Below are 26,624 nucleotides of genomic sequence, written 5' to 3'. Positions count from 1 at the left end.
ATGTTAATGTCAAAGATATGTCAATTAAGATCTTTATGGATCATTGCCCCAAAACGAAAAAAGCCCGCAAATGCGGGCTGTAGTAATAAGTTAGTGAGTGATCATTAAACAAGTATCATTGACTCACCATGAGCAACTTATTAACTATTAACTATTAACTATTAACTATTAACGAAGATGAGCTGGCACCTTGCTTTTGTCTCTAGTGAGGTAGTAATACAGGTAAACTAAAGAGTAGACAGTCACAAATCCATCGAGCGCAAACACACCGCTCCAACCGTAAAACCACTCATAATCGTTGATACATACGTTGTATAAGAATATGCCCACAAACATCGACTTCTCAAATGCACTGTAAATCATGGTCGAAGTACGCAGCGATTTGTACTTCGCCGAGAACATCAACAACACACCAATACAGCCAACCATGACTCCCCAGTGTTGATAGGTGCCCATAAGATACTCTTTGTTCACCATCATCGTATCGTTGTACGAGAACAGCGTTTGCATACTCCAATCAGGCGCAAGGAAAGTAGAGAAAGCGGTTGCGGTTAAGAATCCTGTAACCATCAAATACGCTTTCATCGTTCGTTCAAAAAATCGTTCTAACATAAAAATAACCTCTTAAAATAACGTCGTAAAAATAATTTCTTATAAATAACTTCGTGTAGATAAACTGAGTAATAACAGAAATGATTTACTTACCAAGCATGCTCATCACTGCGGTCTTTAATTCGTTGTCTTCTTTTGAAAACAGATACTTAACTCGATGGTCTAAGCCTGTTTCCAAGACTGTTTTGGCATGGGAGAAGGTAAGGAAACCTTCTTTACCGTGATAATTGCCCTGCCCTGATTCACCAATGCCACCAAACGGCGCGTCATCAACCGCTAGATGGAAAACACAGTCATTGATACACATTCCGCCGGAATGAACTTGGTGCTTAACCTGAGCCTGTAAACTCAAATCAAAGCTCATCAGGTAGAGTGCTAACGGCCTTGGTTTGCTATTGATGACTTGGAGCGCCTCTTCGATATTGCGATACGTAATCAAGGGTAATAGTGGGCCGAAAATCTCTTCGTTCATCACCTTGGATGACAGGCTTGGTTCAACAATCAGGTGCGTCACCAAGCGGTGGTTATCTAAGTCCATCGCTTCGTCATGGCAAGCGACGGTTCGCGTTCCAGCTTGTCGTTCTTCATTCAACAAACCCACTATCCGGTCGCATTGACGAGGATTGATTAGGGACGTCAAACTCTCGGAATACACCCCTTCATCGAACAGCAATTGGTACTGTTTTTTATACTCTTGAATGAAAGATTCAACTTTCCCTTCAGGTAGCAATACATAGTCAGGAGCCACACACACCTGCCCGTTATTGAGGCTCTTACCATAAATGATTCGCTCAACCGCGATATCAATTGGCATGTCTTCTGCAACGATAACTGGTGACTTACCGCCTAGCTCTAGCGTGACTGGAGTTAGCGTGTCAGCCGCTGACCTCATCACTTGGCGACCCACTTGGGTTGACCCCGTAAACAGAAGATGATCAAACGGCAACGCCGAAAATGCGGCTGCGATTTCTACCTCACCTTCAACCAAGCACACCTCATCGGCATGGAAAACTTCTGCCAATAGCGCTCTTAATACTTGGTTCGTCGCTGGGGTAAATTCACTCATCTTGATCATGGCGCGATTGCCCGCTGCCAACGCCGAAATAAGCGGGCCGACGGATAACATGATTGGGAAGTTCCACGGAGCAATGATCCCGACAACGCCTTTGGGTTGATAAACCACTTCAACACGAGAGGTTGAAAGCAAAGGGCCGGAATGACGAATCGAAGATGTCGACCAATGAGGTAAACACTCAATGCTGTGATCGATATTTCCGATACAAGGCAATATGTCGGCCATCAAAGTGTCTTGTCGACTGCGGTGACCATAGTCCTCACTCACGGCTGAACACAAACGATCTGTGTAATCGATAAGCGCAGATTTAAGTGCAAGCAACTGCTCAATTCTCACCGATACCGCTGGCATCGGGTTCTGTGCAAAAGCTCCCTGCATGTTGTTCAACGTCATGGTCATTTGTGTTGGCGTCAATTCGTATTTCATACATCACCTCGTGGTTAAGATGAGCACACAATAATACAAATCAGACCGGTCGGTCTACATCTTTATTGTCAGAGAATCGTCAATGCATTTTTGAATACAAATAAATAGGGTGATTACAACGTAGGGTTAAAACCCAGGGAGATTTAAAATAGAAGGGCGTAGCGAATAGGCGGTATAACGAGAAATTTTACATAGTTAGATCAAAAATGGCCGCTTAATGCGACCATTTAATAACTCTTTAAGTTTTTGTTTTAAATAGATAATTTAAAACTAACGTTAGCTTTTGGCTACGTTTGCAATGCCTTCAAGCTGAAGCACTGGAGCAGCGTCGATGTCTTCTGCGTTCATCATTGCTGATACACGCTGCATAGAAGAAAGCAGTAAGCTTTGCTCCCACGTCTCTAGGTTTTGGAATTTTTTCACGAAGTTATCTTGCAGCGGCGGTGGCGCATTGTTTAGCAACTCTTGACCTTTTTCAGTCAGGTTCGCGTGTACTTTGCGGCGGTCCGATGAACTGCGTACTCGTTGTACATAGCCATTTAACTCTAGACGGTCGATGATCGTCGTCGTCGTTGCTTGGCTTACATTGGTCTGATTAGACAATTCTTTGATCGTCACATTACCCATTTCTTGGATTGCTCTCATTAAGATTAATTGAGGGCCAGTCAAACCATACTCTTTACTCAGCTTCTTCGAGTGTAAATCGATAGCGCGAATAATTTGGCGAATAGCGACCAGGATTTCGTCATGTTTGTCCAAGATGCAGACCTTTGTACTAATATACTGTGAATGGTTTTACAGTGTCGAAGCGATGAAATGTCTCGAGTGATTACGTCACGCGCGCTCGAATTACACTGTAAATTGATAAATTACTTCATTGATTTTTCCGCATTGTACTGATGTTCATACTATTCTCAATCTTTTCTATACCACTAAACTTGCGTGGTACGGCACTTTTACTTAATGAAGGGGGAATGAAAGCTTCAATGAAGGCAAAAATAATGAATCAGAGAATACCAGTTCAAAGAATAATATATTTTAATAATCATAGAGGTAGAGAGACTTAACCCTCTCCACCCAATAAAAAATCAGCCCTAATCTCCAAGCTGGAAAACGAAATTTTACGCGGCTGTATTCATCTGAAAGTTACCCGTTAGCGCGTTGTAAAACTCGCTGTTATCCAAAATCCCTACCAATTGATTGTTTTCAACCAACAGAATTGGGTGGTTACTGATCTGCTTAAGCTTAATCGCATCACGCATACCAATCTCCGGGCTTGCCACTACCACACTAGACGCGTTAATCGCGGTTAGGTCGTCAGACTCGCTCCACTCAACAAGCGCCAAGGTAGATTCACCTTTCACCGATAAAGCACCTTCATTCTGTTCAATCCAGAGATCTTTAGAATCGCAGATCTTCCAGCTTTCATTTTCTTGCGTCAGTGAATCAAGAGGCTGCATTAAAGAGCGACCTTTAAGCACATTCAATGGATTGGTGTGAGCAACGAAGTCTTTTACGTATTCGGTTTTTGGCGTCAGTACGATCTCTTCAGGCTTACCGTGTTGAATCAGTTTGCCTGACTCCATGATCGCAATGTTATTACCAATTTTCAGTGCTTCATCTAGGTCGTGACTCACGAACAGAATCGTTTTGTTGAGTTTATTTTGCAGCGTGATCAATTCATCTTGCAGCTGAGCACGAATCAGTGGATCAAGCGCCGAAAACGGTTCATCCATCAATAGAATGTCGGTGTCCATTGCAAACGCACGCGCCAAACCAACACGTTGCTGCATGCCGCCAGAAAGCTCATGTGGAAATTTGGTTTCCCATTCCGCTAGGCCGACCATTTCTAATTGTTCACGCGCTTTTGCACGACGAACATCTTTCGCTACACCCTGCATTTCAAGACCAAACGCCACGTTGTCTAATACGTTAAGCCATGGCATCAAAGCAAACTTTTGGAAAACCATGGATACGCGATGAGTACGAAGATGACGCAGAGTCGCTTCATCACATTGCGCTAAATCGACTTGTTGGTCACCGTCTTTGATTGTTAGTGAACCACGGCTGATCTCATTCAAGCCGTTAACTGCACGAAGCAAAGATGATTTACCAGAACCAGACAAACCCATCAATACACAAATCTCGCCTTCTTCCACCGTCAGCGACACATTGTCTACGCCGACAACTTGACCAGTTTCATCAATGATCTCTTGGCGAGTTTTACCTTGGTCGAGTAGCTCAAGCGCTTGTTTCGATTTATTACCAAACACAACATCGAGATTCTTAATGGTAATCGCGTCCATTGTCTTTTTTTCCTGAGAGTTAGACATGATTAAGCTTCCTTCTGGTTTGGTGTTTTGCACAAGCGGTCAAGGATGATTGCGACTAATACAATCGCTAATCCAGCTTCAAAACCTTGTGAGATGTTCACTGTGTTCAATGCTCGCACAACAGGTTTACCAAGTCCGTCAGCACCGACAAGAGCGGCGATAACCACCATCGAAAGCGACAACATAATACATTGGGTTACACCCGCCATGATGCTTGGTAGAGCCGCCGGTAATTCGACCTTCATCAGCAATTTCATGCGGCTGGCACCAAACGCTTTACCCGCTTCAATCAACTCTTCAGGGACTTTAGTTACCCCTAAGTAGGTCAAACGAATCGGTGCAGCTATTGCGAAAATAATGGTCGAGATTAAGCCAGGAACAATACCCAAGCCGAAGAGGACAAGAGTTGGAATCAGATAAACGAAAGTTGGGACTGTCTGCATCAAATCAAGGATTGGACGCAAAACTGTATAGAGCCAAGGACGGTGAGCAGCCATGATGCCAACCGGCACGCCAATTAATACGGAAATCGTTGTCGCCGCAAAGACGAGAACAAAGGTTTCCAGCATTTCTTGCCAATAGCCGAGGTTAAGAATAGTCAGCAGTGCTGCGACCACAAAGATCACCAGCGAAGGTTTACGGTGTAAGTACCATGCAATAGCAGCAGTCATCACGATTGGCAGAGCAGGCGGCATCCACTTAAATACATCGACTAAAAACATAATGACGGTTTCTAGAAAAATCGAAATAGCGTCAAAGAATCCTGCTGCATTGATTGTTAGCCAATCAACACCCGCTTCCATCCATTGTCCGACTGGGATTTTGTTTTCCGTAATAAAATTCACAATATTGCCTTTTATTATGGGTGGGCTACTTCAAACCAATCGATAAATTGGCAAGCCCACCTTTATTATTTATGTAGCTGTTGAGATAGGTAGAACTAAGCTTTAACTTGCTTTAGGTATTCAGTGACGGCTTGAGTCGCTGATTCACCTTTATGTGTTTTTACGTTGTCTAACCAAGCTTCCACTTGTTGAGAATTGTTGTTCAACCATTGTTGAGCCGCTTTTTCTGGCTTCACTTTTTGGTTAAGAATCTCTTCCATCAACTGGTTTTCCATCTCTAGAGTGAATTCTAGGTTTTGTAGAAGTTGACCAACGTTTGAACACTCCGACAGATAGTTTGAGCGAACATTGGTGTAGACATTCGCGCCACCGTAGTTAGGGCCAAAGAAGTCGTCACCGCCAGAAAGGTATTCCATCTCAACATTGCTGTTCATTGGGTGCGGTGCCCAACCAAGGTAAACGATCCACTGGCTACGACGAGCAGCGCGAGATACTTGCGATACCATGCCCGCTTCACTTGACTCCACTAGGCTGAAATCTTTCAAGCCAAACGCGTCAGAATCAATCATTGATTGGATTAAGCGGTTACCATCGTTGCCCGGTTCGATGCCGTAGATGCGGTCTTTAAATTTGTCGGCATGTTTTGCTAGGTCTGCGAAGCTTTTTACGCCAGAGTCGTACACATATTTTGGTACAGCTAGTGTGTATTTTGCGCCTTCAAGGTTGGCACGAACGGTTTCAACCGTGCCCGCTTCACGGTACTTAGCAATATCGCCTTCCATGGTTGGCATCCAGTTACCTAGGAATACATCAATATCGCCGTTCGCCATTGAAGAGTAAGTCACCGGTACTGAAAGTAGGTCGGTTTTGGTTTTATAACCAAGGCCTTTTAATAGTTCAGAAGTAACGGCGGTTGTTGCGGTAATGTCAGTCCAGCCTACATCAGCGAAGCGAACATTTTCACATTGCTGTGGTTCAAAAGAAGCGTTAGCACCAAATGCAAATGAACTAATGGCTAGTGCTGTTAACGTTTTCGTGGTCATGTTCTGAATATTTAGAGTCGTCATAATGGTTCCTTTTTATCTTTCCTTTTTCTGCTCGATATCAACACCGATAAAGAGCAGTTCTTCTGACTTTTGACTAATTTTTGTTGTTACTTTTTGCTTTTTCTATTTTTGAACCAATAACAGAGGCTTACGCTTCTCTTACTGGTTTATTTATTCTTTGCTTCTCTTGCCACTCAGGTGCAATCCACACTGGAACGTCCTGCGCTTTGAGCATCGGCTTACCTAAAATTAAATCGGAAGCACGCTCAGCAACCATAATGGTCGGGGCGTTCAAATTGCCGTTTGGAATGGTTGGGAAAACCGATGAGTCGACAACACGTAAATTATCGACACCGCGAACGCGACACTCTTCATCAAGCACTGCCATTGGATCATCATCTGAACCCATTTTGCAGCCACATGAAGGGTGATAAGCACTTTCAACGTTCTGCTTAACCCATTCATCAATTGCTTCATCGGAAGTAATATTCAGACCCGGCTGAATCTCTTTTCCTCGATACACATCCATCGCAGGTTGAGACAAAATCTCACGCGTCAGACGAATACAATCGCGCCAATCTTGGCGATCTTGTTCAGTCGAGATGTAGTTGAAAATGATCTCTGGCTTGGCATGCGGATCAGCAGAAGTGATCGCAACCGTACCGCGACTCTCTGGCTTGTTAGGCCCAACGTGTACTTGGAAACCGTGACCATCAAAGGCCGCTTGTCCGTCGTAACGCATCGCTGCTGGTAGGAAGTGATATTGAATATTCGGCCACTTCAATCCTTTGCGAGAACGAATGAACGCGCACGATTCAAAGTGGTTAGTAGCACCAAGGCCTTTGCGAGTCAGAATCCATTCCGCGCCAATCATGCCCTTGCTGACCAAACCAAGCTTGCTGTTGAGCGTGATGGGTTCGTTGCAGTGATATTGGAAGTACACTTCTAAGTGATCTTGAAGGTTTTCACCGACACCGCTCAGTTCGTGTTTCAGCTCAACGCCAGCCTTTTCAAGCACGGCTTTCGGGCCGATACCAGAAAGCTGAAGCAGTTGAACAGAACCGATAGAGCCCGCAGACGAGATCACTTCTTTGTTCGCCACAGCAACTTGAGTATTGCCTGACTTTTCAAACTCGACACCGACGGCTTTCAAACCTGATTGGCCTTTTGATGACTGGTCTTTTACGACGAGTGCTTCAAGTAAAAAACGACGCGCCACGATGCCCTTCTTCAAGGTCAGGTTTGAACGCTTCAATGCTCGACGTAGATAAGCGTTAGAGGTTGAGGCTCTAACACCCTTGTCTACCGTCATATGCATGGTGCCGAAGCCTTCTTGCTGGTAGCCGTTATAGTCTTGTGTTTCTGGGTAACCAGCGTCTTTACCTGCATCAATGAATGCTTGGTAAAGCGGGTTAAGCTCCATATCGTTACCGTTACAAGTGCCTACTGGGCCATGGTCGCCACGGTATTGATCGCCACCTTTATTCCATGATTCAGCACGGCGGAAATAAGGCAAACACGCTTGGTAATTCCAACCGGCAGCACCCTCTTCTTCCCACTGGTCGAAGTCACAAGCATGACCACGCACGTAAACCATGCCATTGATTGATGAGCTACCACCTAACACCTTGCCACGTGGGCAGTGCAGTTCACGTCCATCAAGGCCCGGTTCTTGTTGAGTCTCAAATTGCCAAGCGTACTTTTCAGTATTCATCGGGTAAGAAAGCGCAGTCGGCATTTGGATAAAAATACTCTTATCCGTACCACCAGCTTCCAGTAATAAAACGCTATGTTCACCGCTTTCCGTTAGCCTATCCGCTAACACACAGCCGGCCGAACCCGCGCCGACGATAATATAATCGTAGCGTTGTTCCATATTTTAAGTTCCCTGAGATGAGTCAGTGAGGCTAACTCTTTTAAGCTAGCCCGTTGAATTAAGTGTTACGCGTTAGGCATAAGGGCTGGCGTAGTCGCCAAGTTCAATAAGAATGCTCTTAGTCTGCGTATAGTGAAGTAGGGTTTCGGGGCCATTTTCACGGCCAACACCCGAAAGCTTGTAACCACCAACAGGCATTTCTGCAGGTGAGTCACCCCACGTATTAACCCAACAAATACCAGCCTGCATTTGATGGATCACGCGGTGAGCACGAGAAAGATTTTGCGTGAACACGCCAGCCGCAAGGCCATATTTGGTATCGTTAGCACGGCGAATAACGTCGTCTTCATCACTGAATTTTAGAACCGACATTACAGGGCCAAAGATCTCTTGTTGAACGTGTGGCATGTTGTCTTCGCAGTCCACGAACACGGTTGGGATAACAAAGTTGCCTTTCGCTAGCCCGTTGTCAGTCACTTGATAACCGCCAGTCAGCAATGTTGCGCCAGATTGTTTTGCTAGCTCAATCGCTTCGAGAACTTTTGAAAGATGTTCTTTAGAAATCAACGCACCAATTTGAGTCTCCATGTCCATTGGATCACCAATGATCAGCTTTTCAGTACGTGTCTTAAGTTGGTCGATAAAATCGTTGTAGATGCTTTCGTGTACATAAACACGAGTACCATTAGTACACACTTCACCTTGGGTGTAGAAGTTTGCGACCATAGAAGCGGAAACCGCATCATCCAATTTCGCATCATCAAACACAATCATTGGTGATTTGCCGCCAAGCTCCATCGTTACAGACTTGAGTGTTTTTGCACTGTCTGACATTACTGCTTTGCCCGTGCCCGTTTCACCTGTGAAAGACACTTTAGCGATGTCGGGATGAGCCGTTAGCATTTGGCCGACACGGTAGTCACCCTGAACCACGTTAAATACGCCATCAGGAAGGCCAGCTTCGGTAAATATCTCAGCAAGTTTAAGCGCAGTTAGCGGGGTTTCTTCGGAAGGTTTGAAAATCATCGCGTTACCCGCAGCCAATGCAGGAGCTGATTTCCACATCGCGATTTGAATCGGGTAGTTCCACGCACCAATGCCCGCACAGATGCCTAGCGGTTCACGGCGAGTGTAGAAAAATTGAGATTCACTAAGGGGTTGTTGATCGCCTTGCAGCGTAGGCGCAAGGCCTGCGAAGTATTCAATCACATCGGCGCCAGATGCCACATCCACTTCAATCGCTTCTTGCAGTGGCTTACCCGTATCAACAACCTCAAGGTTTGCAAGGTCATCATTTCGAGCTCTAAGTATTGCTACCGCTTTCAAAAGAATACGACTGCGTTCCACGGCTGTCATTGCTGACCATACCGCAAATCCACGTTTCGCTGATTCAATAGCGCTATCCACGTCCGCTGAAGAGGCTTGGCCTAGCGTTGCGATAGGTTCGCCGTTTGCCGGGTTGATACTATCAAAGGTTTCACCAGACGTAGCTTTAACCGCTGCGCCATCGATGTATAACGAGTTCATTTCCATTTGAGATTCTGACTTAATTATTGTTATTAGACTCTGCTGGTCTATATGTGAGTGTTTGCCGTTCAGGTACTATGATTGCAATGCTACGACCGCGTTCTATGAGGTGTTACACGAGTAAAACGTCAGTTGTTTATCAAGATAATCATTGATGATGGCACGAGCCTTTTGAGCATCGATACCTTCAGGGTTTAACGTGCCTCTCAGCCATAACCCATCAATCAGAGAAGCAATCCCGTGAGCAACGAGATCCGCCTGTTCATGATTCAAAATACCTTTCAACTCAAGACGCAGATGTGAAATCAAACGTTTTTCATTCACACGCTGCAGTCTTTTCAGTTGTTGGTCATGCATTGAATAGGACCAAAATGCCAACCATGCCTTCGCGACTTTATTTTCGGCTTGGTAACCTTCGAAGTTACCGTCGATGATCGCGTTAATTCTCTGTTGGTGAGCATCAACAGGAAGCGCTTTTAGTGAAGTCGTGATGGTGTTGGATAATTGGCGAAGGATTTCACGCATCGTCTCTTCGAGCAGACCGTGCTTCCCACCAAAATAGTGATTAATGATACCTGTAGACACGCCCGCTTCTTTGCTGATTAACGCAATACTCGCGGCATGCAAACCTACTCGATCAATCACCGTCATGGTGGCTTGAACAAGCTGTGGTTTACGTATATCAGGCATCCCAACCTTCGGCATTTCTTAGTCCTTTTATTTTATATTGAACGTTCAGTTAAATATAAAATGACAGAAATTTAGTTAGGGTTCAAATGATTATTTAAAACAAACTCGTAACAATACAGCATTCAAAACAACAAAAATCATTATAAAACAATAAATTAAATATCATTTAGAGCACTAACGAAAACAATTAAAGATTTGAGGTGTGATAGTTATTGGTCAAATGTTTTTGCTTATTCTGAACAAACTTCAACCGCTTACCTTCTGTGCCGAAACAGGGCGAGACACAACGAATAGGCATCGTTATTTGTATATTAGGAGGGAAAGTCGATGATGTGATTGATGGAGAGTAAAAATGAAAATCAGATACAACGAGAGCACCATAAACAGTTCGGTGCTCTCATTTTTATCTCCAATATTGAGGTAATAAAGCGTGGTTAGTTCAACTAAAAAGCCAAGTGGTAGCTATTGCTCGATTGATCCAGTGAGATCACCCAACTTTGCTCTTGTTCACTGCTGCTCATCGGCACCCAACGAGCGTAGATTTGATCCCAGTTCCCATTAACTTCTAACTCCACAACATTGATTTGAGTTGGGTATACCGTTGTGATTCTAGACAATGGGTCAGCGATAATATCACCGTTACTCATCACAAATGCCGACTCGGAATACAAGTGCAGCGCTCCCGGAGTGGTTCCCGTGTAATCCATCGACAAACTGATCTTCTCACCGACATCAAACGAAAACCCAGCTTGTGCAACAATCTCCGAAGTGTCGGTTATCGCTGCAACGGCTGGCTGAGCAGGAGAAGCGGGCGTCTGAACCGGTATTGGCGTGGCCGATGGTGTCTGAGCTGGCGCAGCACTTGAGCTTCCCCCACCCCCTCCGCCGCCACAGGCTGCGACTAACAAAGGCAGAGAACTGATGGTGAATAGTTTGATTGTATAATTCATAGCGCTCTCCTACTCGTCCGTCGCTGAAATAACTTTATTGGTGGTCGAGGCCTTGTACCACTCGCCATCTGTCTCACCACTATTGATTACCCATGTAGGGAACGACGTATAAGCTTCACTGATGTCAACGTACTCAACAGGGTGGTCCCATTCGTCACGGATGTTAATCACCCAAGGCATATTGTTGCTGGTCTTAAACGATTCAGAACCCGAAGAACGGTCATCGTGACTATTGAATAAGGCATTATTCATGTCACTGGTACCAGAAAACGCTTTGAGGTGAGTTTGCCATGTCATACCTGGGGGAGTGCCAACAAAATCACCGTGGTACATATCTTCAGCCGCAAAAATGAATGAGTCATAAGGTGGATAGCCGATATCATCACGCGATACTGGAGACGTAAACTCGACATACAATTGATAGTTGAGAGCATCAGCATTTTGCTGTTCAGAGCATGCGCTTTGTGTTCGGTAGAAGACACAGCTTTCGGTGAGTTCACCTAGGTTTTCTAGCTCCACTCTCAGATCTTCAGACACCATCAGAATCGTTTCGCTGCTCCCCTCCTTGAGAATGGTATGGCCAACGGCAACACCATTTCGAGTCAATGTTGTTGATGCCACGTTAGCAGGCAGAACGTTCGGCAGTTTCAAGGCATAGCCATTGGAGTAGCCAGCCCCCATCGCCTGAAGTGTGTAATCTATGGTTAAGTTTTTAAGTTCTCGCTGTCCATTGAGTTGCTCTGTCACTCGGTAACGCCATACCACATCATTAAAATCATAATCTCCTTTCAAGGGCCAATTATCTTCAAATGCGATCGTTGCGTAGCTGCTCGAGCTTGGATAGACCGATGTCACTGTCACATCCTCATTATTCTCTTGCACAAGCACTTCGTATTTTGAATCTGTCGTGCCATCTTCATTGACTCCATCAACAGCCGCAAATGGCGTCACTTCAACAGTGAAGATCAAATCATTAAAGTCGTTGTCTCCGGTAGGGCGATAAATATCCTCAAAGCCAAGTACTAGGAACTCATTTTCTGTATCGAGGAAAGCAACATTGTGTCTTCTGTTTGCTGCGGTCGCTTCAGGGTTGATTGAAGGGTAGCTGTAAAAAGGCGTCCCCCAGCTACTGAGACTAGAAATGTTGTTGTAAGACCCTTCCCAGCCCCAACCATTAGAGATAATGAAGAAAGCCAATGTTTGCCCAGCGGTAAGTTGGACACTTAAATCAATCGTGTCGCCTTCCTGCATCTCACCAACACTAGCAACGGACGTATTGGGAAACACAATCACATGCGCATTAATGTCGTCTTTGGTCGCCGGTGGGTTGTTGGTATCAAATACAAAGTAACCGAGAGAGTTTCGATAACCAGCCCCTTCATTCAAGAACGTGATTTTCGCCGTCGCGTACTCTGCACCGTTCAACTCGTCGTCAATATCAATGCTCGAATAACGCTCAGGCGCAATAAACGCACTGTTCACCGTACTGCCTTCAGGAAGCATCGAATACACATTGGTTAAGACATCTTGTGGGAGTGAATCGGCTATCGAATAAGTATTGTGGGGTTTACCTTTTGCCGAATAGTTTGACGCATCCGCCCCAGATTCATAGGTAAGATCCGCAGTTGTCAGCGCCATCGCAAAACACGGCATTAAACAACTGGGCAGTATGACTGAATTCCAATTTCTCATTATGTTCCCTCTTTCAGCTAGCCATAAACGTGTAAAGAGGAACGGAGCAAGTATAGTGCCGAAAAATAAAACTATACTTAACATAATGTTATAATTATCGAGTGGGAAATTCTCATTTTGAGAATGAAGTTGACGTGAAGCAAGGACATCCGAATCGACCACAACAAACTTCAGCAAATCAGGCACAAAAAAGGTTGGTGACAACAACGTCATCACCAACCTTTTCAAGTCGTTTCTAATTTTAATCCGAGCTTAAGCTACTCAATGCGTGTGATGAAGCCGTATTTATCTGAATCGGTCTTAGTCACCCAGTGTTCACCATCAGATGGCGCAGAGTCTAAAGTGAAGATGTAAAAATCAATCCCTGTATCTCCCATCACCTTCTTAAAATACGTCGCTTGCTTACGGTGGCTCTCCTCAGTATACGGGAAATCTTTTGCGGTCTTATCGCCCGTCCCCCAACTGTGCACGCCGATTTGTTTGTTTAATTCAATGGCCTGCTTGGTGTTAGAGCGCTGTAAGATACGTGGATGACCAGCAGCAAATAGATCCGTACCACCCGAGAAAACCGAACCCGTTGGGGTCACGATTGTCGTCATATTGTTGTTCTTAATCATGCGCCCGGTGTACATATTGATATCGTCGTCGGCACTGCCACCGATGTGGTTAGTGAACTTCAATGTCATCTTACTGCCTTGGTATAACTTTACGATATCAAAAAGCTGAGAATAGATTGATGCACCCAGAGTCGAATTAATGCGCTCAACAGCGCCAGTCTCTTTAAGCACATCTCGATAAAAAGTGTTGAAGGCAAACGATGTGGTTATCGTTACCTTGTTCCCACTTTTAGTGTTGCTCAAAATCGTCGAACCCAGGCTCGTCATGTATTGCGACAACTCATTGTGGTATTCAAGCTTAACGGCAAGCTTTCTATCGCTCGTTGTCGTTTGGATTAACGTCGTATCATTGCCAATTGAACGTTGAGCCGTATCACAATCAAACGAATCATAGTAATTGCCTTCACTGTAAATACCGCATTTATCAAACCCCGCATCAGGAAAATAAAAATCAACGCTTTGGCCTAAGCGACTCGCTAGCCTAACCACTTTTTGCTTATCACTAATGTCTTCCGCAAACAGAATTGTTTCATACTGCACACCATCGTAAGTGAGCTCCATTGACTCTTGGACCTCTTGTCGCTCTTGATACAACTCGCCAAGCTTAGCTGATGAAAACACGTAATCGGCCTTAGGTTTGACTTGCGCTTTAGTAGCAGCATTATCTGCCGCTTTACCCGAGTTAGAGGTTGAGTTACACCCAACTAAAATAATCAAAGGTAATGCCAGTAACGTTTTTCGATAGCTATTCATGTGGTAATTCCCAAAAATGTTTGATGGGAAAATTCTATTATTTAAAAGCGCAAACATCTGTCGTGCGAATGTATGAGAATGTATACCTTTTTGAACATTGTTTTTTATTTTCGCATAAATTCAAAATCATCATTGAACTGGCGTAGAAAGTGTTTAATTATTCACGTCAGGTATTTTACGTAAAGCATGCAAATTGGAGATGCCACAATAGCTAACCACTAGATAAGGCACCCTCACGTAATCTCAATACGAGAAACGCACGACAAGGCTGATAATGGAATGACAAAACCTAAAATGATCATCGTGGAAGACGATTTGAAACTTCAGAAAATGTTGCAAGACTACTTTGTCGCGCAAGATTTTGACGTCACTGTGCTAGGTGACGGCGGTAATGCCGCGCAGACCATCCTCGCGGAACAACCTGATATCGTACTGCTGGATTTGATGCTTCCTGTAACGGATGGACTGACAATCTGCCGACAGACACGTACACACTATAAAGGTAAAATCTTGATGCTCACCGCTAGCGATGACGACTTTGATCACGTCGCTGGTTTAGAGACAGGGGCTGATGACTATGTCACCAAGCCAATCAAACCAAGAGTTCTGCTGGCCAGAGTTCGTTCGCTATTACGCCGCCAAGACGCCAATACCGCTTCAGTCGATGACTCAGACAACCTTCAGTTTGATCAACTCGTTCTGAAAAACACTTATAAGAAGTGTGAACTTTCAGGTGCGGTTTTATCACTTACTGACAGTGAGTTTGACCTACTTTGGCTATTAGCGAGCAACCCTGATACTCCGCTATCACGTGACTATTTGACGCAAACACTGCGCGGCATTGAGTACGATGGAATCGACCGAACGATTGATAACAAGGTCGTGCGTCTAAGAAAGATACTCGGTGACGACCACGCGCCAGCAGAGAAAATTCAGACCATTCGCGGCAAAGGCTACCTATTTGTTTCTACCGCCTGGCATTAACTTCGCTCACTACGAGCGTAATGAAAGAGATCTATTATGCGACGTATCTATTTGGAATCCCTATTAGGGTTGTTAGTTTGCTTTATGGCCGGCCTTGTCGCCTATGAGATTTGCGTCTATCAGCTCAATACCGACTACGAATATGTACTGGAAGATTACGAAGCGACAGCCCACCAGCAACTCATAGAAAACATCGCAAAGAATCAGGGGCTTGAAGCGGCTCATCAAGCGATAAGTCAGTTTGTAGAGACCACTCGAAATACACTCGTCACTTTCAGTCCAAATGATGAAATACCGGAACCAGTTTCGAGATTTTTCAGTACTCACCCGAATAGCTTTATCTTTCACGATGATGAACGCGACCTATGGTTTCGCTTAGCAAGCAGTGACAATACCTATCATTACCTACCCAACAGTGAAGCGTTCGTTAGGCAAAAGATAGAGTTGGAGGATGACCTCATTTGGTTGTTCTTCCTAGCAAGCTTTATCTTATACGGCTTATGCCATCTGATAATTATATTCCGCCGAGTTAAAAAGCTTGAATCTGCCACTCTACGCTTTGCAGAAGGCGATCTCTCCGCGCGAGCCGAAACGTCAAGCGGCATTGCCATCGGCTCACTCAATAAATCCTTCAACCTCATGGCTGACCGCATTCATCGCTTGATTGAGAGTAACCGCTCGCTCACCAATGCGGTAGCTCATGAACTGCGCACGCCAATATTCCGTATCCAATGGCAAGCTGAAATGCTCAAGGACACGCCACTCAACGAGGCACAACAAAGCACCGTAGAAAGTATTGTCGAAGATACCGAAGAGATGGAAAAGATGGTCGACGAACTATTGTGTTACGCCAAGCTCGATAGCATTGACCTTGAAAACCTACAACAGCCACTAGAGATAAGAGACTTTCTTAATCACGCATTGGCACGCTGGAGCAAAGACACTGAGCTCAACATTGACCTATCACTGCCTGAACAAGCCCACTCAATACTGGCGGATAAAATACTACTCAACCGCGCTTTAGATAACCTAGTACGCAACGCGATGAAATTCGCACGCTCTCAAGTCTTGATTGAAGCCAGCGTGCATCAAGAACAACTACAGATTGCGGTACATGATGATGGTGATGGTGTGGCTCAAGAACATCAGGCCCACCTGTTTGAACCGTTTTACGTTGGCGACAAAGCGCGTAACAAAGCCAAGAGCGGCCATGGTTTAGGGCTGTCTATCGTCGAGAAGATCTGTGCTCAACATAACGCAACCGTGGAAGTTGGTCAGAGCCAATCCTTAAAGGGTGCGGTATTCACCATAACCATTCAGCTATGTAATGCTTCAGCTGACAAACCCATACAGTAACTACAAAACACCTCTGGAATAATGTTCAACATCGGTCGGGAGATGCTGTCTCCCAATGAACTTATGAGTCTAGATAATCATGACACTGTCGTTTATGGCTTGTCATCACAGCACTGCTGAGTAGTAGCAAAGCAACCCGTTACTCGTTAACTCGCGCTTTGCTAGCAGTTCAAGCCATAGGCTTACTATCTAAATTCCAATCATTCTTAAGGTATTTTTATGAAAAAGTTATTAGTTGTTTTAGGCATTGTCTCTCTAGCAGGTTGTTCAGGTATCAGCCACAACGAAGAAGTTTACACAGCGCACGCTGAGAGCTTCAACATTGTTGGTTTCCAAGTTCCTGGTAACACACAAGATCGTGCAATGGAATTAGTACCTGAAGGTGCAACGGTTGATACTATTCGTTCAACAAACTCTGATACAAGCTCTGTGCTAGGTATCATCAACCGTATTATCGGTATCGACTACGTTCAGGTTGGCGGTAAAAAGCAGTAATTCGCTTTAGTCGCAAACCATAGCTAAGTGTATTAGTTACGTACCTTTAATCAGTAGCCTGCACAAACTAAGTTAATCTAAGCCAGTGACCTCGTCGCTGGCTTTTTTCATCCAGCAGCTTTTGTGCTCTGTGCCAAATAAAGCCCCATTTGACTAACTCTCTTGTAACTAACAATTCAGAAAATAAGCCCCAAAATCGTCAATTTCTTATCAAAATTGCCTTTAAACTCGCTTAATAGTCTTTCGCTCAAAATGACACTTCCAAATCGTTGATCCTTCTATCAACCCAGAGCCCGCTAATTGAGGCACAGATCAATTTACCTAGAAATCTTAATTTCCAATAAAAAACAACACCTAATAAAATTGTCATGATTTTATAAATAAAACCTATGAGTGCGTTCAAAAATAAACAGAAACGATAACTATCTGTAAATACGAGAAATATAAGTTTCATGAATAAAAGAGATCATTGCCATGCTACTAATTAATCAGATCGAATGATGTAAATTCGTTGTGATAATTTTGTTACGTTTTCATGGATTTTACATGGAAAGAGAAAATAACAATGAAAATGAAAAAGCGTTTAGTTGCCGTTGCTATAGCGAGTGCTATGTCTTTGTCAGTGCATGCAAGTGAATCCGTTAACATCGATCAGCCAATCAACTTTACTAGCTTTTCTGGGTTGAACACTCAGTTAGGTGTCAGTAACGCCTCTAGCTTTAAGATGGTGAAGGAAGTTAACCTCAAAAAGCGTGGTATCTACAAAGTTAAGATCCAGCAGAACATCTGGGGAACACCCGTTTGGGGGCATTACCTAAACGCCACTCAAAGTGTACAAGGTGGTGCGCTTAAATCGGTTCAAGGCAGCTACCTTAAAACGACGACCCTAGAGCGATCTTTTGTTAAGCCATCAATCAACAGCTCTCAAGCGGTTGAGCTTGCGAGTAAAGATCTCAAGGTTCAGGGCTTAACCAGCAAATCTTTAGACAACGTCCAGCATGAACTGTTTATTTATCAAGGTTCAGGAAAACAAGGACATGACAAAACACGCCTTGTCTACGTTGTCTCTTATCTTGTCGAAGGCAGCGAGCAGCCGACTCGACCATTCACCATGCTAGACGCGCACACCGGCGAAGTTATCGACCGTTGGGAAGGTATTGCTCACGCACAGATCGGTACAGGCCCTGGTGGTAACGAGAAAACAGGCATGTACGAGTACGGTACCGACTACCACTACCTTGATGTGGTAGAAAACGGCACAGAGTGTGTGATGGAATCGGAAAATGTCGTTACCGTTGACCTAAATGGCGCGACAGACGGCGACACCACTTACAGCTACGAATGTCCTCGTAACGAACATAAAGAAGTGAACGGAGCCTTCTCTCCACTCAACGATGCACACTACTTCGGTAACATCGTGTTCGACATGTATAAGAACTGGTTCGACACAGCGCCGCTCTCTTTCAAACTCATGATGCGTGTTCACTACGGTAACAACTACGAGAATGCATTCTGGGATGGCAAGGCAATGACCTTTGGCGATGGTGAAAGCTTCTTCTACCCACTTGTAAGCCTAGATGTGTCAGCGCACGAAGTGAGCCACGGTTTCACTGAACAAAACTCAGGTTTGGTTTACGCAAACCAATCCGGTGGTATGAACGAAGCTTTCTCTGATATGGCAGGTGAAGCAGCAGAATACTACATGAAAGGCACCAACGACTGGATGGTCGGCCGTAATATCTTTAAAGGCGACGGAGCTCTACGTTACATGGACGATCCATCACGAGATGGTTCTTCAATCAATAATGCATCCGAGTATTACGATGGCTTGAATGTTCACTACAGTTCTGGTGTGTTTAACAAGGCCTTCTACCATCTTGCAACCACGCAAGGTTGGGATACCAAAAAAGCGTTCGAGCTTTTCGTGTTATCCAACCAAATCTACTGGTCGGAAAACAGTGACTTCTGGCAAGGTGCTTGTGGCGTGAAAAACTCAGCAACCGACCTTGGCTACAATGCCGATGACGTTGTTTCTGCGTTCGGTCTCGTGGGTGTTACCCCATGTGCAGAGCCACCACTGCCGCCAGAACCGGAATATCAACGCCTTGAAAACGGTGTTGAATCCGCAGTTGCTGGTGAAACAGGCTCAAAAACTTACTTCGATATCGAAGTACCAGAAGGCCAAGACAAGCTAACGATTGATCTTGCTGTGTCTACTGGTGATCCGGATATGTATGTCGGTCTAGATTATGCACCAAGCTCTCAAGAGAATATCTGTAAGAGTGAAAGCGTAACCGATGAAGTATGTGTAATTGAAAACCCAACAGCTGGTCGCTACACGGTGAACATTCTGGGTTACTCAGATTACGCAGGTGCAAATCTGAAAGCATCATACGAATCAGGCAATGCTAACGTACCGCCAGTCTCTTCTTTCGAACACACGGTTGTCGGCAAAGAAGTAGAGCTGCGCAGCACAAGTTCGGATAGCGACGGTCAGATCGTTTCTTACCAATGGAACCTAGGCGATGGCAACATGCAAACAGGTGAAGTGACTCGTTATACCTATACTGAAGCTGGCGACTACGTGGTTACGCTAACCGTGACTGACGATGCAGGTGTTGCGACATCAACAAGCAAGTCGATCACAATTGAAGGTGACTCAGCGGAAGGCTTCCCACTAAAACTGAAGTTTGGTAACAAAAACCCGAACGGCAAGGCTCGCGTTAAGCTGGCATGGGATTACGACACTAACGACTACTTCGTGATTAAACGTAATGGCAAAAATGTTGGTGCTACAGACTTCAACTCATACGTCGACAAGTTCCGTCACAACGGCACAGTAGATGTTGAGTACCAAGTGTGTACCTCAAGCGATATCTGTTCAGAAACCAAGCACTACCGTTTCATTAAAGCACAGTAATCAATAGCAAATTCAGGGCTCCGAAAGGGGGCCCTTTTCGCGGTTATCTGTTTAGAAAATGAAACATCGACACAAAAACATCCACGCACTAAACAAAATTCACACCAATCAACACAACAATACTCACCATAAAAAGGACGACAAATGGCTATTCAAAAAAGCATGCTAGCTTTGGCTGTACTCGGAGGTTCTTTAGCCTTAATCAACAGTACTTCGGCTTACGCATCCCTAGGTATCACACCACCAGCGAACGAAGAAGTTTGGATCACCACCGATGCTGACGCACAGCATATAATGACTCAACATGGCGCAACAGTTTATCCAAGCGTGACCGGAAACAAGCATTCCATCGTCGCGAAAATCAACCAGAAAGAGCTGGCGAAACTATCCAGCCACATGCATGAAGAAACCCACCGTTGTGGTGGCTACATGGTGCACGAAGACAAAGCAAGTGCACTCAAAGCCGCAGCGATGCCACTGACAATGAACACCTTCGAAAAGCCGGTGATCAGCCATCAAGACACAGTGAACGATCTACTCGCTCAGGTCGAGCCGAACAACATGGTCACGACCATTGAAAATCTAACCAACTTCACTAACCGTTTTTATACTACTTCTACTGGTGTCGCTGCTTCAGATTGGCTTTTAGATCGTTGGGAATCAGAAATTAAAGACGTACCGTATGCGTCTGCACGCCAGATCACGCATGCCGAATACCCACAGAAATCCGTTGAAGTGACACTGCTTGGCACTAAATATCCTGAAGAGATCGTCGTTGTTGGTGGACACCTTGATTCGACCGTTGGATCTTGGACAAGCGAAGGCACCATCTCACCGGGAGCCGATGATGATGCGTCTGGTATTGCAACGGTAACAGAGTCGCTTCGCCTGATGATCGCCAGTGGCATTCAGCCAGACAAAACCATTAAGTTCTATGGTTATGCTGCAGAAGAAGTAGGGCTACGTGGTTCACAAGATGTCGCCAATGCATTAAGAGACGAACAAGCAAACGTTGTGTCGGTACTGCAATTAGACATGACCAACTACAACGGTTCAGCGCACGATATTACCTTCATCACAGACTATACCGACAGTAACTTAACCGCCTACTTGAGCGAGCTGATCGACACTTACGCTAATGAGATCAGTTACGGTTTCGATGATTGTGGCTATGCCTGTTCTGACCACGCTTCTTGGCACAATGTTGGCTACCCAGCCGCCATGCCATTCGAGAGCATGTTCAATGATTACAACCCAAGTATTCATACCCAGCACGACACGCTTGAGAACTCCGATCCTACGGCGACACACGCGACCAAGTTCGCCAAACTGGCCATTGCTTACCTTGTCGAAACCAGCCTTGATTCGCCCGTTGCAGGGCCAGCAGAACTTCAATATGACGTCCCTGTAGAAGGGCTATCCGCTGGTTACGGTGAAGAGCAATTCTTTACCGTAACAACGGAGTACTCTGGTCAGTTAACCGTAACCATGACAGGCCCTCGTAGTGGCGATGCCGACCTTTACGTGAAACACAATGGCACCGTATCGAAAGCAAGCTACGATTGTCGTCCATACCAGAACAGCAGCAACGAACAGTGTGTATTAGACATGCCAGCGGGGGAATTCAACATCATGGTGCGCGGCTACCGTAACTTTAACGATGTCACCATCGTCGCTAACTTTGTGCCGGATTGGCTGTAACTAATCACTAGGTTTACTCGGCCAACCAATTGGCTAACCACTTAGGCAAAAAACATAACGCAGCTGACTGGCTGCGTTTTTTGTCAGTGGCAACATAGATGTAGATGTAGATGTAAATGAAAATAGTTACTTCACCAAAAGCTAATTAAGCATCCCTAAATATAAATAAGAGATTATATTTTAATTAAGGAACTTTAATCCCTTACTCCCAACACGCCTACCTTATATTCAATTCTATAAATAACCAACACGAATAATAAAGCGTTCACTTAATTAGTTAATGCTTATTCTATTGCTCTCTAACCCGTTAAACAAATACCTATCGCCCAAATCCAAACGTCTATTTAAATATAATATCACAAACGCTCATTTAATTACTTATTTAACGAGGCTCAACATCATACCCATGTAATAAAAGAGGATAAATACTAAAAACGGAGTAAGCAATAACAAAGACATAGCCAACAAAAACAACAAGTAAGACCCGATTAGCGGCACAGGGAAGAACTGGTTCAATTAAATCCAGCACTCCACATAATCATAAAAGAAGACAACCAATACATATAATAAATATTGCATATATCAAACGGATGTATATTATCTATAAATTATTCGAGTTTATATGTACATTTTATAAGTTTTGTTTTCAATTCAACAGGGACAACCCTGAATTATACAAATCAAACACTACTTATATTGGGATTAGTTATGAGTAATAAACTAAAAAACATTATTTCTTTTACGGGATTAACTGTCATTTTAATCATGACGACGAGCTTATTGAATTGGAAGAATTTCAAAAAATCGTCAACCGTAAGTAATAGAAAACCGTTGGGGTACAAATTTAATGCCCCCATCGAAGCTGCACTCGCTGGTGTTCAAGGACTTGGCTTTACCATCTTAGCCGATGAGGTTCGCCATCTCGCTAACCGTACTCAACAAATTACCACCAAACTTAAAGAAGTTATCACCTCACTTCAACACGAGGCCTGCAACTCAATCACCACTATTGAAGATATGAAGGCTCAAATAACCACCGCGACGGTAGAGCAAACGCTTGTCGCTGGAGAGATTAATCAGAGTCTTGCGGACATCCATCACAAGGCTCACGCAAGCGGTGAGCACGTTCAAACTAAACAGTTAAAACCAGTGTTCATTTAACGCTAAGTAGGAGAAGCAGCCCCCCTACTGACAACATCGAAGTTAAACAATCAAGCCACCTCTAAGGAGGCTTGATTCAACGATTTATCGCATCAACCAACAAACTAAATCCCTAGCGTTCTCTTTGCCATATTGGCAAGGAGAGGCTTTTTGCTTTCTAAAATAAGCAAACAACTCCACAAACAATAAGGATAACTCTATGAAATTAAATAGATTAGCGCTCATTTCGGCCATGATTTCATCTAGCGCCGGCGCTTTTGAAATCTGTAAGATTGGAGACGAATATAACGTCTTAGATAGCGAAAGCTTCCACCAAATCCGTCAAAAAAATTACAATGCATTTAGTGATGGCATTACCCCTGAAAACCTTTTCCCATCGGTGCCGGAACACATTATCGACTTAAAACCATCTCTATCCGAAGCCAGTGATATTTTGCCAGAAACCGCCACATTACTGGATACAGGGCCAGCCTCGGCGATTGCAATTGAACCGGTAGAAGCGACACGATTAATGGAAACCTTAGGGCGTTCGACCAGTAGCCTGGCAAAAGGCACGTTAGAAGCTTTGGGGCCAATTGGTGATGCAGTTGCGGTCGGCCTTTGGGCAAATGACGTGGCCAATAGCTTTCAAGACGAATCACGCACCTCTTATGATAGGTTTGCCACCGTTATGGAGTTAGTCGATTGGTTTGGCGTATTAAAGCTTCCAGCCAGAGAAATAGATCGTCAAATATTGAGTAGCCGTTGGGATAGGATTGCGGCGGGTGACCATTATAGTTATCGCGTTCATGATGACCTGATTACTCAGCAAGATCTAAGAGACAAAAACCATTGGGCTGAACTCTCATCCAAACAGCAGGCCATGTTAAACGCAGTAGCACAAGGCTTCGCGACCGATCTTGCACTCAAATACCAACTGCATTATCAAGAAGTCGTTCAAGCTCAAACCATCATGGCAGAAGAGCTGATTACAGGTGTCGAGCATGAACTGCGCAAAACCCTCTTTAGCCAGCTTGCAGTCGATCATCAAGGCTCTCGCCTTTTCGCATCAGGCATTGCCTTAAGCTGTAACGAAGAAGCCCAAGCATTGGCAGAACTGTACCCTCAACAAGATGTTGAAGAAAACAATAACCGTCCACCAGCGGTGCCGTCAAAACGCCAAGCCAATCGAGCTCTTGCCAAACTCCAACACTGCCAGCAGCAACTATTGGATGAAGCGATTACCAAACTTGATGCCTTACGAGCAGGACAAATTCCAGGGCTTGACCAAGCCGCTGTGGAACAACTTTATACCCGAACGCTAGCAGCAAAGACGCAGATCATTGAAACCGCGGACAACCATGTCAATTTGCTCAAGAGTAAGTTGCAAAAAGAGATGTTTACACAAGGCGAAATCGCCGTTGAACGACTATTCCGTTCAGGCTCTGTAGAGACCATGCATAACTTCTTTAAGGCGCAAGCTGAGCGCAATGCCATTGACGAAATGACACGCAGTATTCTAGGACGCCCAGCAACGTCACAAGAAATACGCAACAAAGAAATTGTTCTCCAAAGCGGTTACAGAAAGTGCGTTCGTATTGGTATTCTCGGAGGAGACCCGAATTTTCGTGGCTGTGTCGAATATGCTTGGATACCAGCGGAAACTCGCCCGTTTAATCCATCTGAAGATACGGTTATTGCGCAAATCTACCCGCCGAATAAAGAAGCGGTGAAGCGAGTTCTTTTCGATACGTTAAGCACCTTAATTGCAGATGGCTGGAACTCCGAAGACGAGGAGCATTGGTTAGAGCAACAGATCTTGAACTTTTCGGCACAGCAGCGCCTAAAAAAACAAGCCGAATTCGATAAACAGCAGGTTTATCATTGGCTGTTAGATTCAACCGCGCAACTAGGAGGTAAATGTACAGGTGGCAGTTCATGCGCAGGCTGGAGCCCTTCTTACCTACAAACAGTGAACCTATCACGTCAATCGTCGCTGCATTACATCAACAATTGGCATACTAACTATTCGGACAAATACGCAAATGTACACTCAAAGCGTTATCAAAAGCTCGAAAGCCTCATCGCTGTGGCGCTGGCAAGCGAATGGCAGGCCAAGCAAGCAGTAGAATTTTTTAGTTTTACTTATCCAGGTAGTGCCGATCTCGAAACTAACGCGCCATTAATTTACTCAGCACTCAAGTCTTCATCGCTAGACATTACGGACCTGCAAGGTAATACGCTACAACTGGCTAAAGGAATAGTGAAAACTCGACTTGCGGAGGCGATAAGCGTCTCAGACAGCAACGGTATTGAGTGGTTACATTCCCAAGTGGGCCAATTCCAACGTTACACGTCGGTCATCCACTCACAACATATCTCTACGGGGCATTACGCCTCTGGGGAAGAAGAGGTTACCGCTCTATTTTCAGAGATGCTACCCGCGCACCTAATGCGTTACCTGATTTCAGACATAATCCCTGATAGTTATGATGCCCGTATCGAGCGCTCTATTGACGCCATCTTTAACCCAACGTCTGAACTCAATCAACAGCTCGATAAATTAAGTAACACCAACGAAAACTTTACCAATCAACCCGGCCGTAGCTGCATGATTTACTATCCGTATCTCAAGAGCGCACTACTTGATGTTGCAGCAGATGAAGATCTGTACTGGCTTTCACCGCTCTCTGAATGGTACGACGCAGTCACTCGACAACAACTTAATATGTTTAGCGCACTTCAGTCTGCCGTAATCAACCAGAATACTTTCGGCATTCCATGTGATTTAAGCCCTAACAGCTACCGATACCAATAAAGGACGACCACTATGAATATTCGTTTTTTATTACTTCTCTGTTGTTTGAGTTTTGCTAGCTTCTCTCAGCCCTTTGATTCGCTAAAGCAACCGGGGCGCTCGCCAGAAGAAATTACGAAACTGGCACAAGACTTCAAAGACTGGTCAAACGCTTCAAATGGCTGGCGTCATACCCTAATGACATCCGCGGAGAAAGAAGCCATAGAGGACTTTTCCGTTTCTGGTTACCTGATCGCCAATGACTATCTACGAGCTGCAGAAACGTCGACTTGGGGAGTGGCAGGCGTCGATGCTCGACAATATATCCGCACGGTCAAATCTGCGCTCAATAAGCTACCGAAATACAAAGGTACCGCCTACCGAGGTAGCTGGGTAAAACAATCGCTACTCAATCGAGTCGAAGTCGGAGATATCTTGATCGAGCCTGCTTTTACTTCGACGACAACCATTCCGGAGGTAGCACGACGTTTTACGGCTGCGCCACCAAGCTCACCAGGCCAATTAAAAAGAGTCGTCTTTGAGGTCAAGGTCAGTAAAGGGGGGCACACCATAGCTGGGCTTTCGGAATACAGTAACGAGGCAGAGGTTTTGTTTGCTCCCAACGCCCACTTTCGAATTACGGAGATAGAACGAACTTCGGGCTCCACCTATATCGGAGTTGAAAGAATCAGTTCTTCCTCTATGAAAAGTGAAGGTACGTACAACCTCTTTTCAGGTGAAGAAGTAGAGATGCCATTTTGGCATTCTCTCATTTGCAAATAAGCCAAG

Annotated in this window: 20 protein-coding genes; 8 read left to right on the top strand and 12 right to left on the bottom strand. The window is 44.8% G+C overall.

The annotated features are described in order from the left end of the window. Positions 1–168: 168 nt before the first annotated feature. From DUN60_RS17165 to DUN60_RS17110, 12 genes are all read right to left on the bottom strand, one after another. Positions 169–612: a hypothetical protein gene (locus DUN60_RS17165; RefSeq protein ID WP_004732424.1), complete on the bottom strand. Its 444-nt coding sequence runs from the start codon at positions 610–612 to the stop codon at positions 169–171. A gap of 85 nt (positions 613–697) precedes the next feature. Further along, complete coding sequence (locus DUN60_RS17160) at positions 698–2,113, bottom strand: coniferyl aldehyde dehydrogenase (protein ID WP_114634475.1); 1,416 nt, start codon at positions 2,111–2,113, stop codon at positions 698–700. Positions 2,114–2,389: 276 nt separating this feature from the next. Then, positions 2,390–2,872: a MarR family winged helix-turn-helix transcriptional regulator gene (locus DUN60_RS17155; RefSeq protein WP_004732429.1), complete on the bottom strand. Its 483-nt coding sequence runs from the start codon at positions 2,870–2,872 to the stop codon at positions 2,390–2,392. A 362-nt stretch (positions 2,873–3,234) separates the two neighbouring features. Continuing rightward, positions 3,235–4,446 (bottom strand): choline ABC transporter ATP-binding protein, encoded by a 1,212-nt coding sequence (gene choV / locus DUN60_RS17150; protein WP_114634474.1) that lies wholly within the window; start codon positions 4,444–4,446, stop codon positions 3,235–3,237. A gap of 2 nt (positions 4,447–4,448) precedes the next feature. Next, positions 4,449–5,291, bottom strand: coding sequence for a choline ABC transporter permease subunit (gene choW / locus DUN60_RS17145; protein ID WP_009845976.1), 843 nt, complete (start codon positions 5,289–5,291; stop codon positions 4,449–4,451). A 95-nt stretch (positions 5,292–5,386) separates the two neighbouring features. After that, the gene (locus tag DUN60_RS17140; RefSeq protein WP_114634473.1) at positions 5,387–6,358 is read right to left on the bottom strand and encodes a choline ABC transporter substrate-binding protein; all 972 of its coding nucleotides are present in this window, start codon (positions 6,356–6,358) and stop codon (positions 5,387–5,389) included. A 127-nt stretch (positions 6,359–6,485) separates the two neighbouring features. Next, a complete protein-coding gene (gene betA, locus DUN60_RS17135) occupies positions 6,486–8,213 on the bottom strand; it encodes a choline dehydrogenase (RefSeq protein ID WP_114634472.1) in 1,728 nt (575 codons plus the stop codon). 72 nt (positions 8,214–8,285) lie between these two features. Further along, positions 8,286–9,746, bottom strand: a complete 1,461-nt coding sequence (gene betB, locus DUN60_RS17130) for a betaine-aldehyde dehydrogenase (protein ID WP_114634471.1) — start codon at positions 9,744–9,746, stop codon at positions 8,286–8,288. A 96-nt stretch (positions 9,747–9,842) separates the two neighbouring features. After that, a complete protein-coding gene (betI, locus tag DUN60_RS17125) occupies positions 9,843–10,445 on the bottom strand; it encodes a transcriptional regulator BetI (RefSeq protein WP_114634470.1) in 603 nt (200 codons plus the stop codon). Positions 10,446–10,873: 428 nt separating this feature from the next. Next, positions 10,874–11,380 (bottom strand): hypothetical protein, encoded by a 507-nt coding sequence (locus DUN60_RS17120; protein WP_114634469.1) that lies wholly within the window; start codon positions 11,378–11,380, stop codon positions 10,874–10,876. Between the two features lie 9 nt (positions 11,381–11,389). Next, positions 11,390–13,072 carry an LruC domain-containing protein gene (locus DUN60_RS17115; protein WP_114635753.1) on the bottom strand — a complete coding sequence of 561 codons (1,683 nt, stop codon included), beginning with the start codon at positions 13,070–13,072 and terminating at the stop codon, positions 11,390–11,392. 257 nt (positions 13,073–13,329) lie between these two features. Next, the gene (locus tag DUN60_RS17110) at positions 13,330–14,442 is read right to left on the bottom strand and encodes an alpha/beta hydrolase (RefSeq protein WP_114634468.1); all 1,113 of its coding nucleotides are present in this window, start codon (positions 14,440–14,442) and stop codon (positions 13,330–13,332) included. 279 nt (positions 14,443–14,721) lie between these two features. Between DUN60_RS17110 and DUN60_RS17105 the strand changes: the two genes are divergently transcribed. The 8 genes from DUN60_RS17105 to DUN60_RS17070 all read left to right on the top strand — a co-directional run bounded on the left by DUN60_RS17105 (position 14,722) and on the right by DUN60_RS17070 (position 26,618). Beyond that, a complete protein-coding gene (locus DUN60_RS17105) occupies positions 14,722–15,426 on the top strand; it encodes a response regulator (RefSeq protein WP_017075673.1) in 705 nt (234 codons plus the stop codon). Positions 15,427–15,462: 36 nt separating this feature from the next. Then, positions 15,463–16,782, top strand: coding sequence for an ATP-binding protein (locus DUN60_RS17100; RefSeq protein WP_065206573.1), 1,320 nt, complete (start codon positions 15,463–15,465; stop codon positions 16,780–16,782). A 219-nt stretch (positions 16,783–17,001) separates the two neighbouring features. Further along, positions 17,002–17,277 (top strand): hypothetical protein, encoded by a 276-nt coding sequence (locus DUN60_RS17095; protein WP_017065177.1) that lies wholly within the window; start codon positions 17,002–17,004, stop codon positions 17,275–17,277. 565 nt (positions 17,278–17,842) lie between these two features. Continuing rightward, the gene (locus DUN60_RS17090; RefSeq protein WP_114634467.1) at positions 17,843–20,197 is read left to right on the top strand and encodes a M4 family metallopeptidase; all 2,355 of its coding nucleotides are present in this window, start codon (positions 17,843–17,845) and stop codon (positions 20,195–20,197) included. A 144-nt stretch (positions 20,198–20,341) separates the two neighbouring features. Beyond that, positions 20,342–21,898 carry a M28 family metallopeptidase gene (locus DUN60_RS17085; RefSeq protein ID WP_114634466.1) on the top strand — a complete coding sequence of 519 codons (1,557 nt, stop codon included), beginning with the start codon at positions 20,342–20,344 and terminating at the stop codon, positions 21,896–21,898. 708 nt (positions 21,899–22,606) lie between these two features. Next, positions 22,607–23,059: a methyl-accepting chemotaxis protein gene (locus DUN60_RS17080; RefSeq protein ID WP_114634465.1), complete on the top strand. Its 453-nt coding sequence runs from the start codon at positions 22,607–22,609 to the stop codon at positions 23,057–23,059. Positions 23,060–23,258: 199 nt separating this feature from the next. Beyond that, entirely contained in the window at positions 23,259–25,856 is a 2,598-nt protein-coding gene (locus tag DUN60_RS17075; RefSeq protein ID WP_114634464.1) for a hypothetical protein, read from the top strand. A 12-nt stretch (positions 25,857–25,868) separates the two neighbouring features. After that, entirely contained in the window at positions 25,869–26,618 is a 750-nt protein-coding gene (locus tag DUN60_RS17070) for an ADP-ribosyltransferase (RefSeq protein ID WP_114634463.1), read from the top strand. Positions 26,619–26,624 lie beyond the last annotated feature (6 nt).

It is taken from the genome of Vibrio splendidus (assembly GCF_003345295.1).
In the GTDB taxonomy this organism is placed as follows: domain Bacteria; phylum Pseudomonadota; class Gammaproteobacteria; order Enterobacterales; family Vibrionaceae; genus Vibrio; species Vibrio splendidus_K.
The sequence above is the reverse complement of the archived record's forward strand: the minus strand, read 5'-3'. Positions and strand labels throughout refer to the sequence as shown.

Coding starts and splice junctions, on each gene's coding strand:
- DUN60_RS17165 (WP_004732424.1), bottom strand. CDS start 612: ATGTTAGAACGATTTTTTGAACGAACGATGAAAGCGTATTTGATGGTT.
- DUN60_RS17160 (WP_114634475.1), bottom strand. CDS start 2,113: ATGAAATACGAATTGACGCCAACACAAATGACCATGACGTTGAACAAC.
- choV (WP_114634474.1), bottom strand. CDS start 4,446: ATGTCTAACTCTCAGGAAAAAAAGACAATGGACGCGATTACCATTAAG.
- DUN60_RS17140 (WP_114634473.1), bottom strand. CDS start 6,358: ATGACGACTCTAAATATTCAGAACATGACCACGAAAACGTTAACAGCA.
- betA (WP_114634472.1), bottom strand. CDS start 8,213: ATGGAACAACGCTACGATTATATTATCGTCGGCGCGGGTTCGGCCGGC.
- betB (WP_114634471.1), bottom strand. CDS start 9,746: ATGGAAATGAACTCGTTATACATCGATGGCGCAGCGGTTAAAGCTACG.
- betI (WP_114634470.1), bottom strand. CDS start 10,445: ATGCCGAAGGTTGGGATGCCTGATATACGTAAACCACAGCTTGTTCAA.
- DUN60_RS17120 (WP_114634469.1), bottom strand. CDS start 11,380: ATGAATTATACAATCAAACTATTCACCATCAGTTCTCTGCCTTTGTTA.
- DUN60_RS17115 (WP_114635753.1), bottom strand. CDS start 13,072: ATGAGAAATTGGAATTCAGTCATACTGCCCAGTTGTTTAATGCCGTGT.
- DUN60_RS17110 (WP_114634468.1), bottom strand. CDS start 14,442: ATGAATAGCTATCGAAAAACGTTACTGGCATTACCTTTGATTATTTTA.
- DUN60_RS17105 (WP_017075673.1), top strand. CDS start 14,722: ATGACAAAACCTAAAATGATCATCGTGGAAGACGATTTGAAACTTCAG.
- DUN60_RS17100 (WP_065206573.1), top strand. CDS start 15,463: ATGCGACGTATCTATTTGGAATCCCTATTAGGGTTGTTAGTTTGCTTT.
- DUN60_RS17095 (WP_017065177.1), top strand. CDS start 17,002: ATGAAAAAGTTATTAGTTGTTTTAGGCATTGTCTCTCTAGCAGGTTGT.
- DUN60_RS17090 (WP_114634467.1), top strand. CDS start 17,843: ATGAAAATGAAAAAGCGTTTAGTTGCCGTTGCTATAGCGAGTGCTATG.
- DUN60_RS17085 (WP_114634466.1), top strand. CDS start 20,342: ATGGCTATTCAAAAAAGCATGCTAGCTTTGGCTGTACTCGGAGGTTCT.
- DUN60_RS17080 (WP_114634465.1), top strand. CDS start 22,607: ATGAGTAATAAACTAAAAAACATTATTTCTTTTACGGGATTAACTGTC.
- DUN60_RS17075 (WP_114634464.1), top strand. CDS start 23,259: ATGAAATTAAATAGATTAGCGCTCATTTCGGCCATGATTTCATCTAGC.
- DUN60_RS17070 (WP_114634463.1), top strand. CDS start 25,869: ATGAATATTCGTTTTTTATTACTTCTCTGTTGTTTGAGTTTTGCTAGC.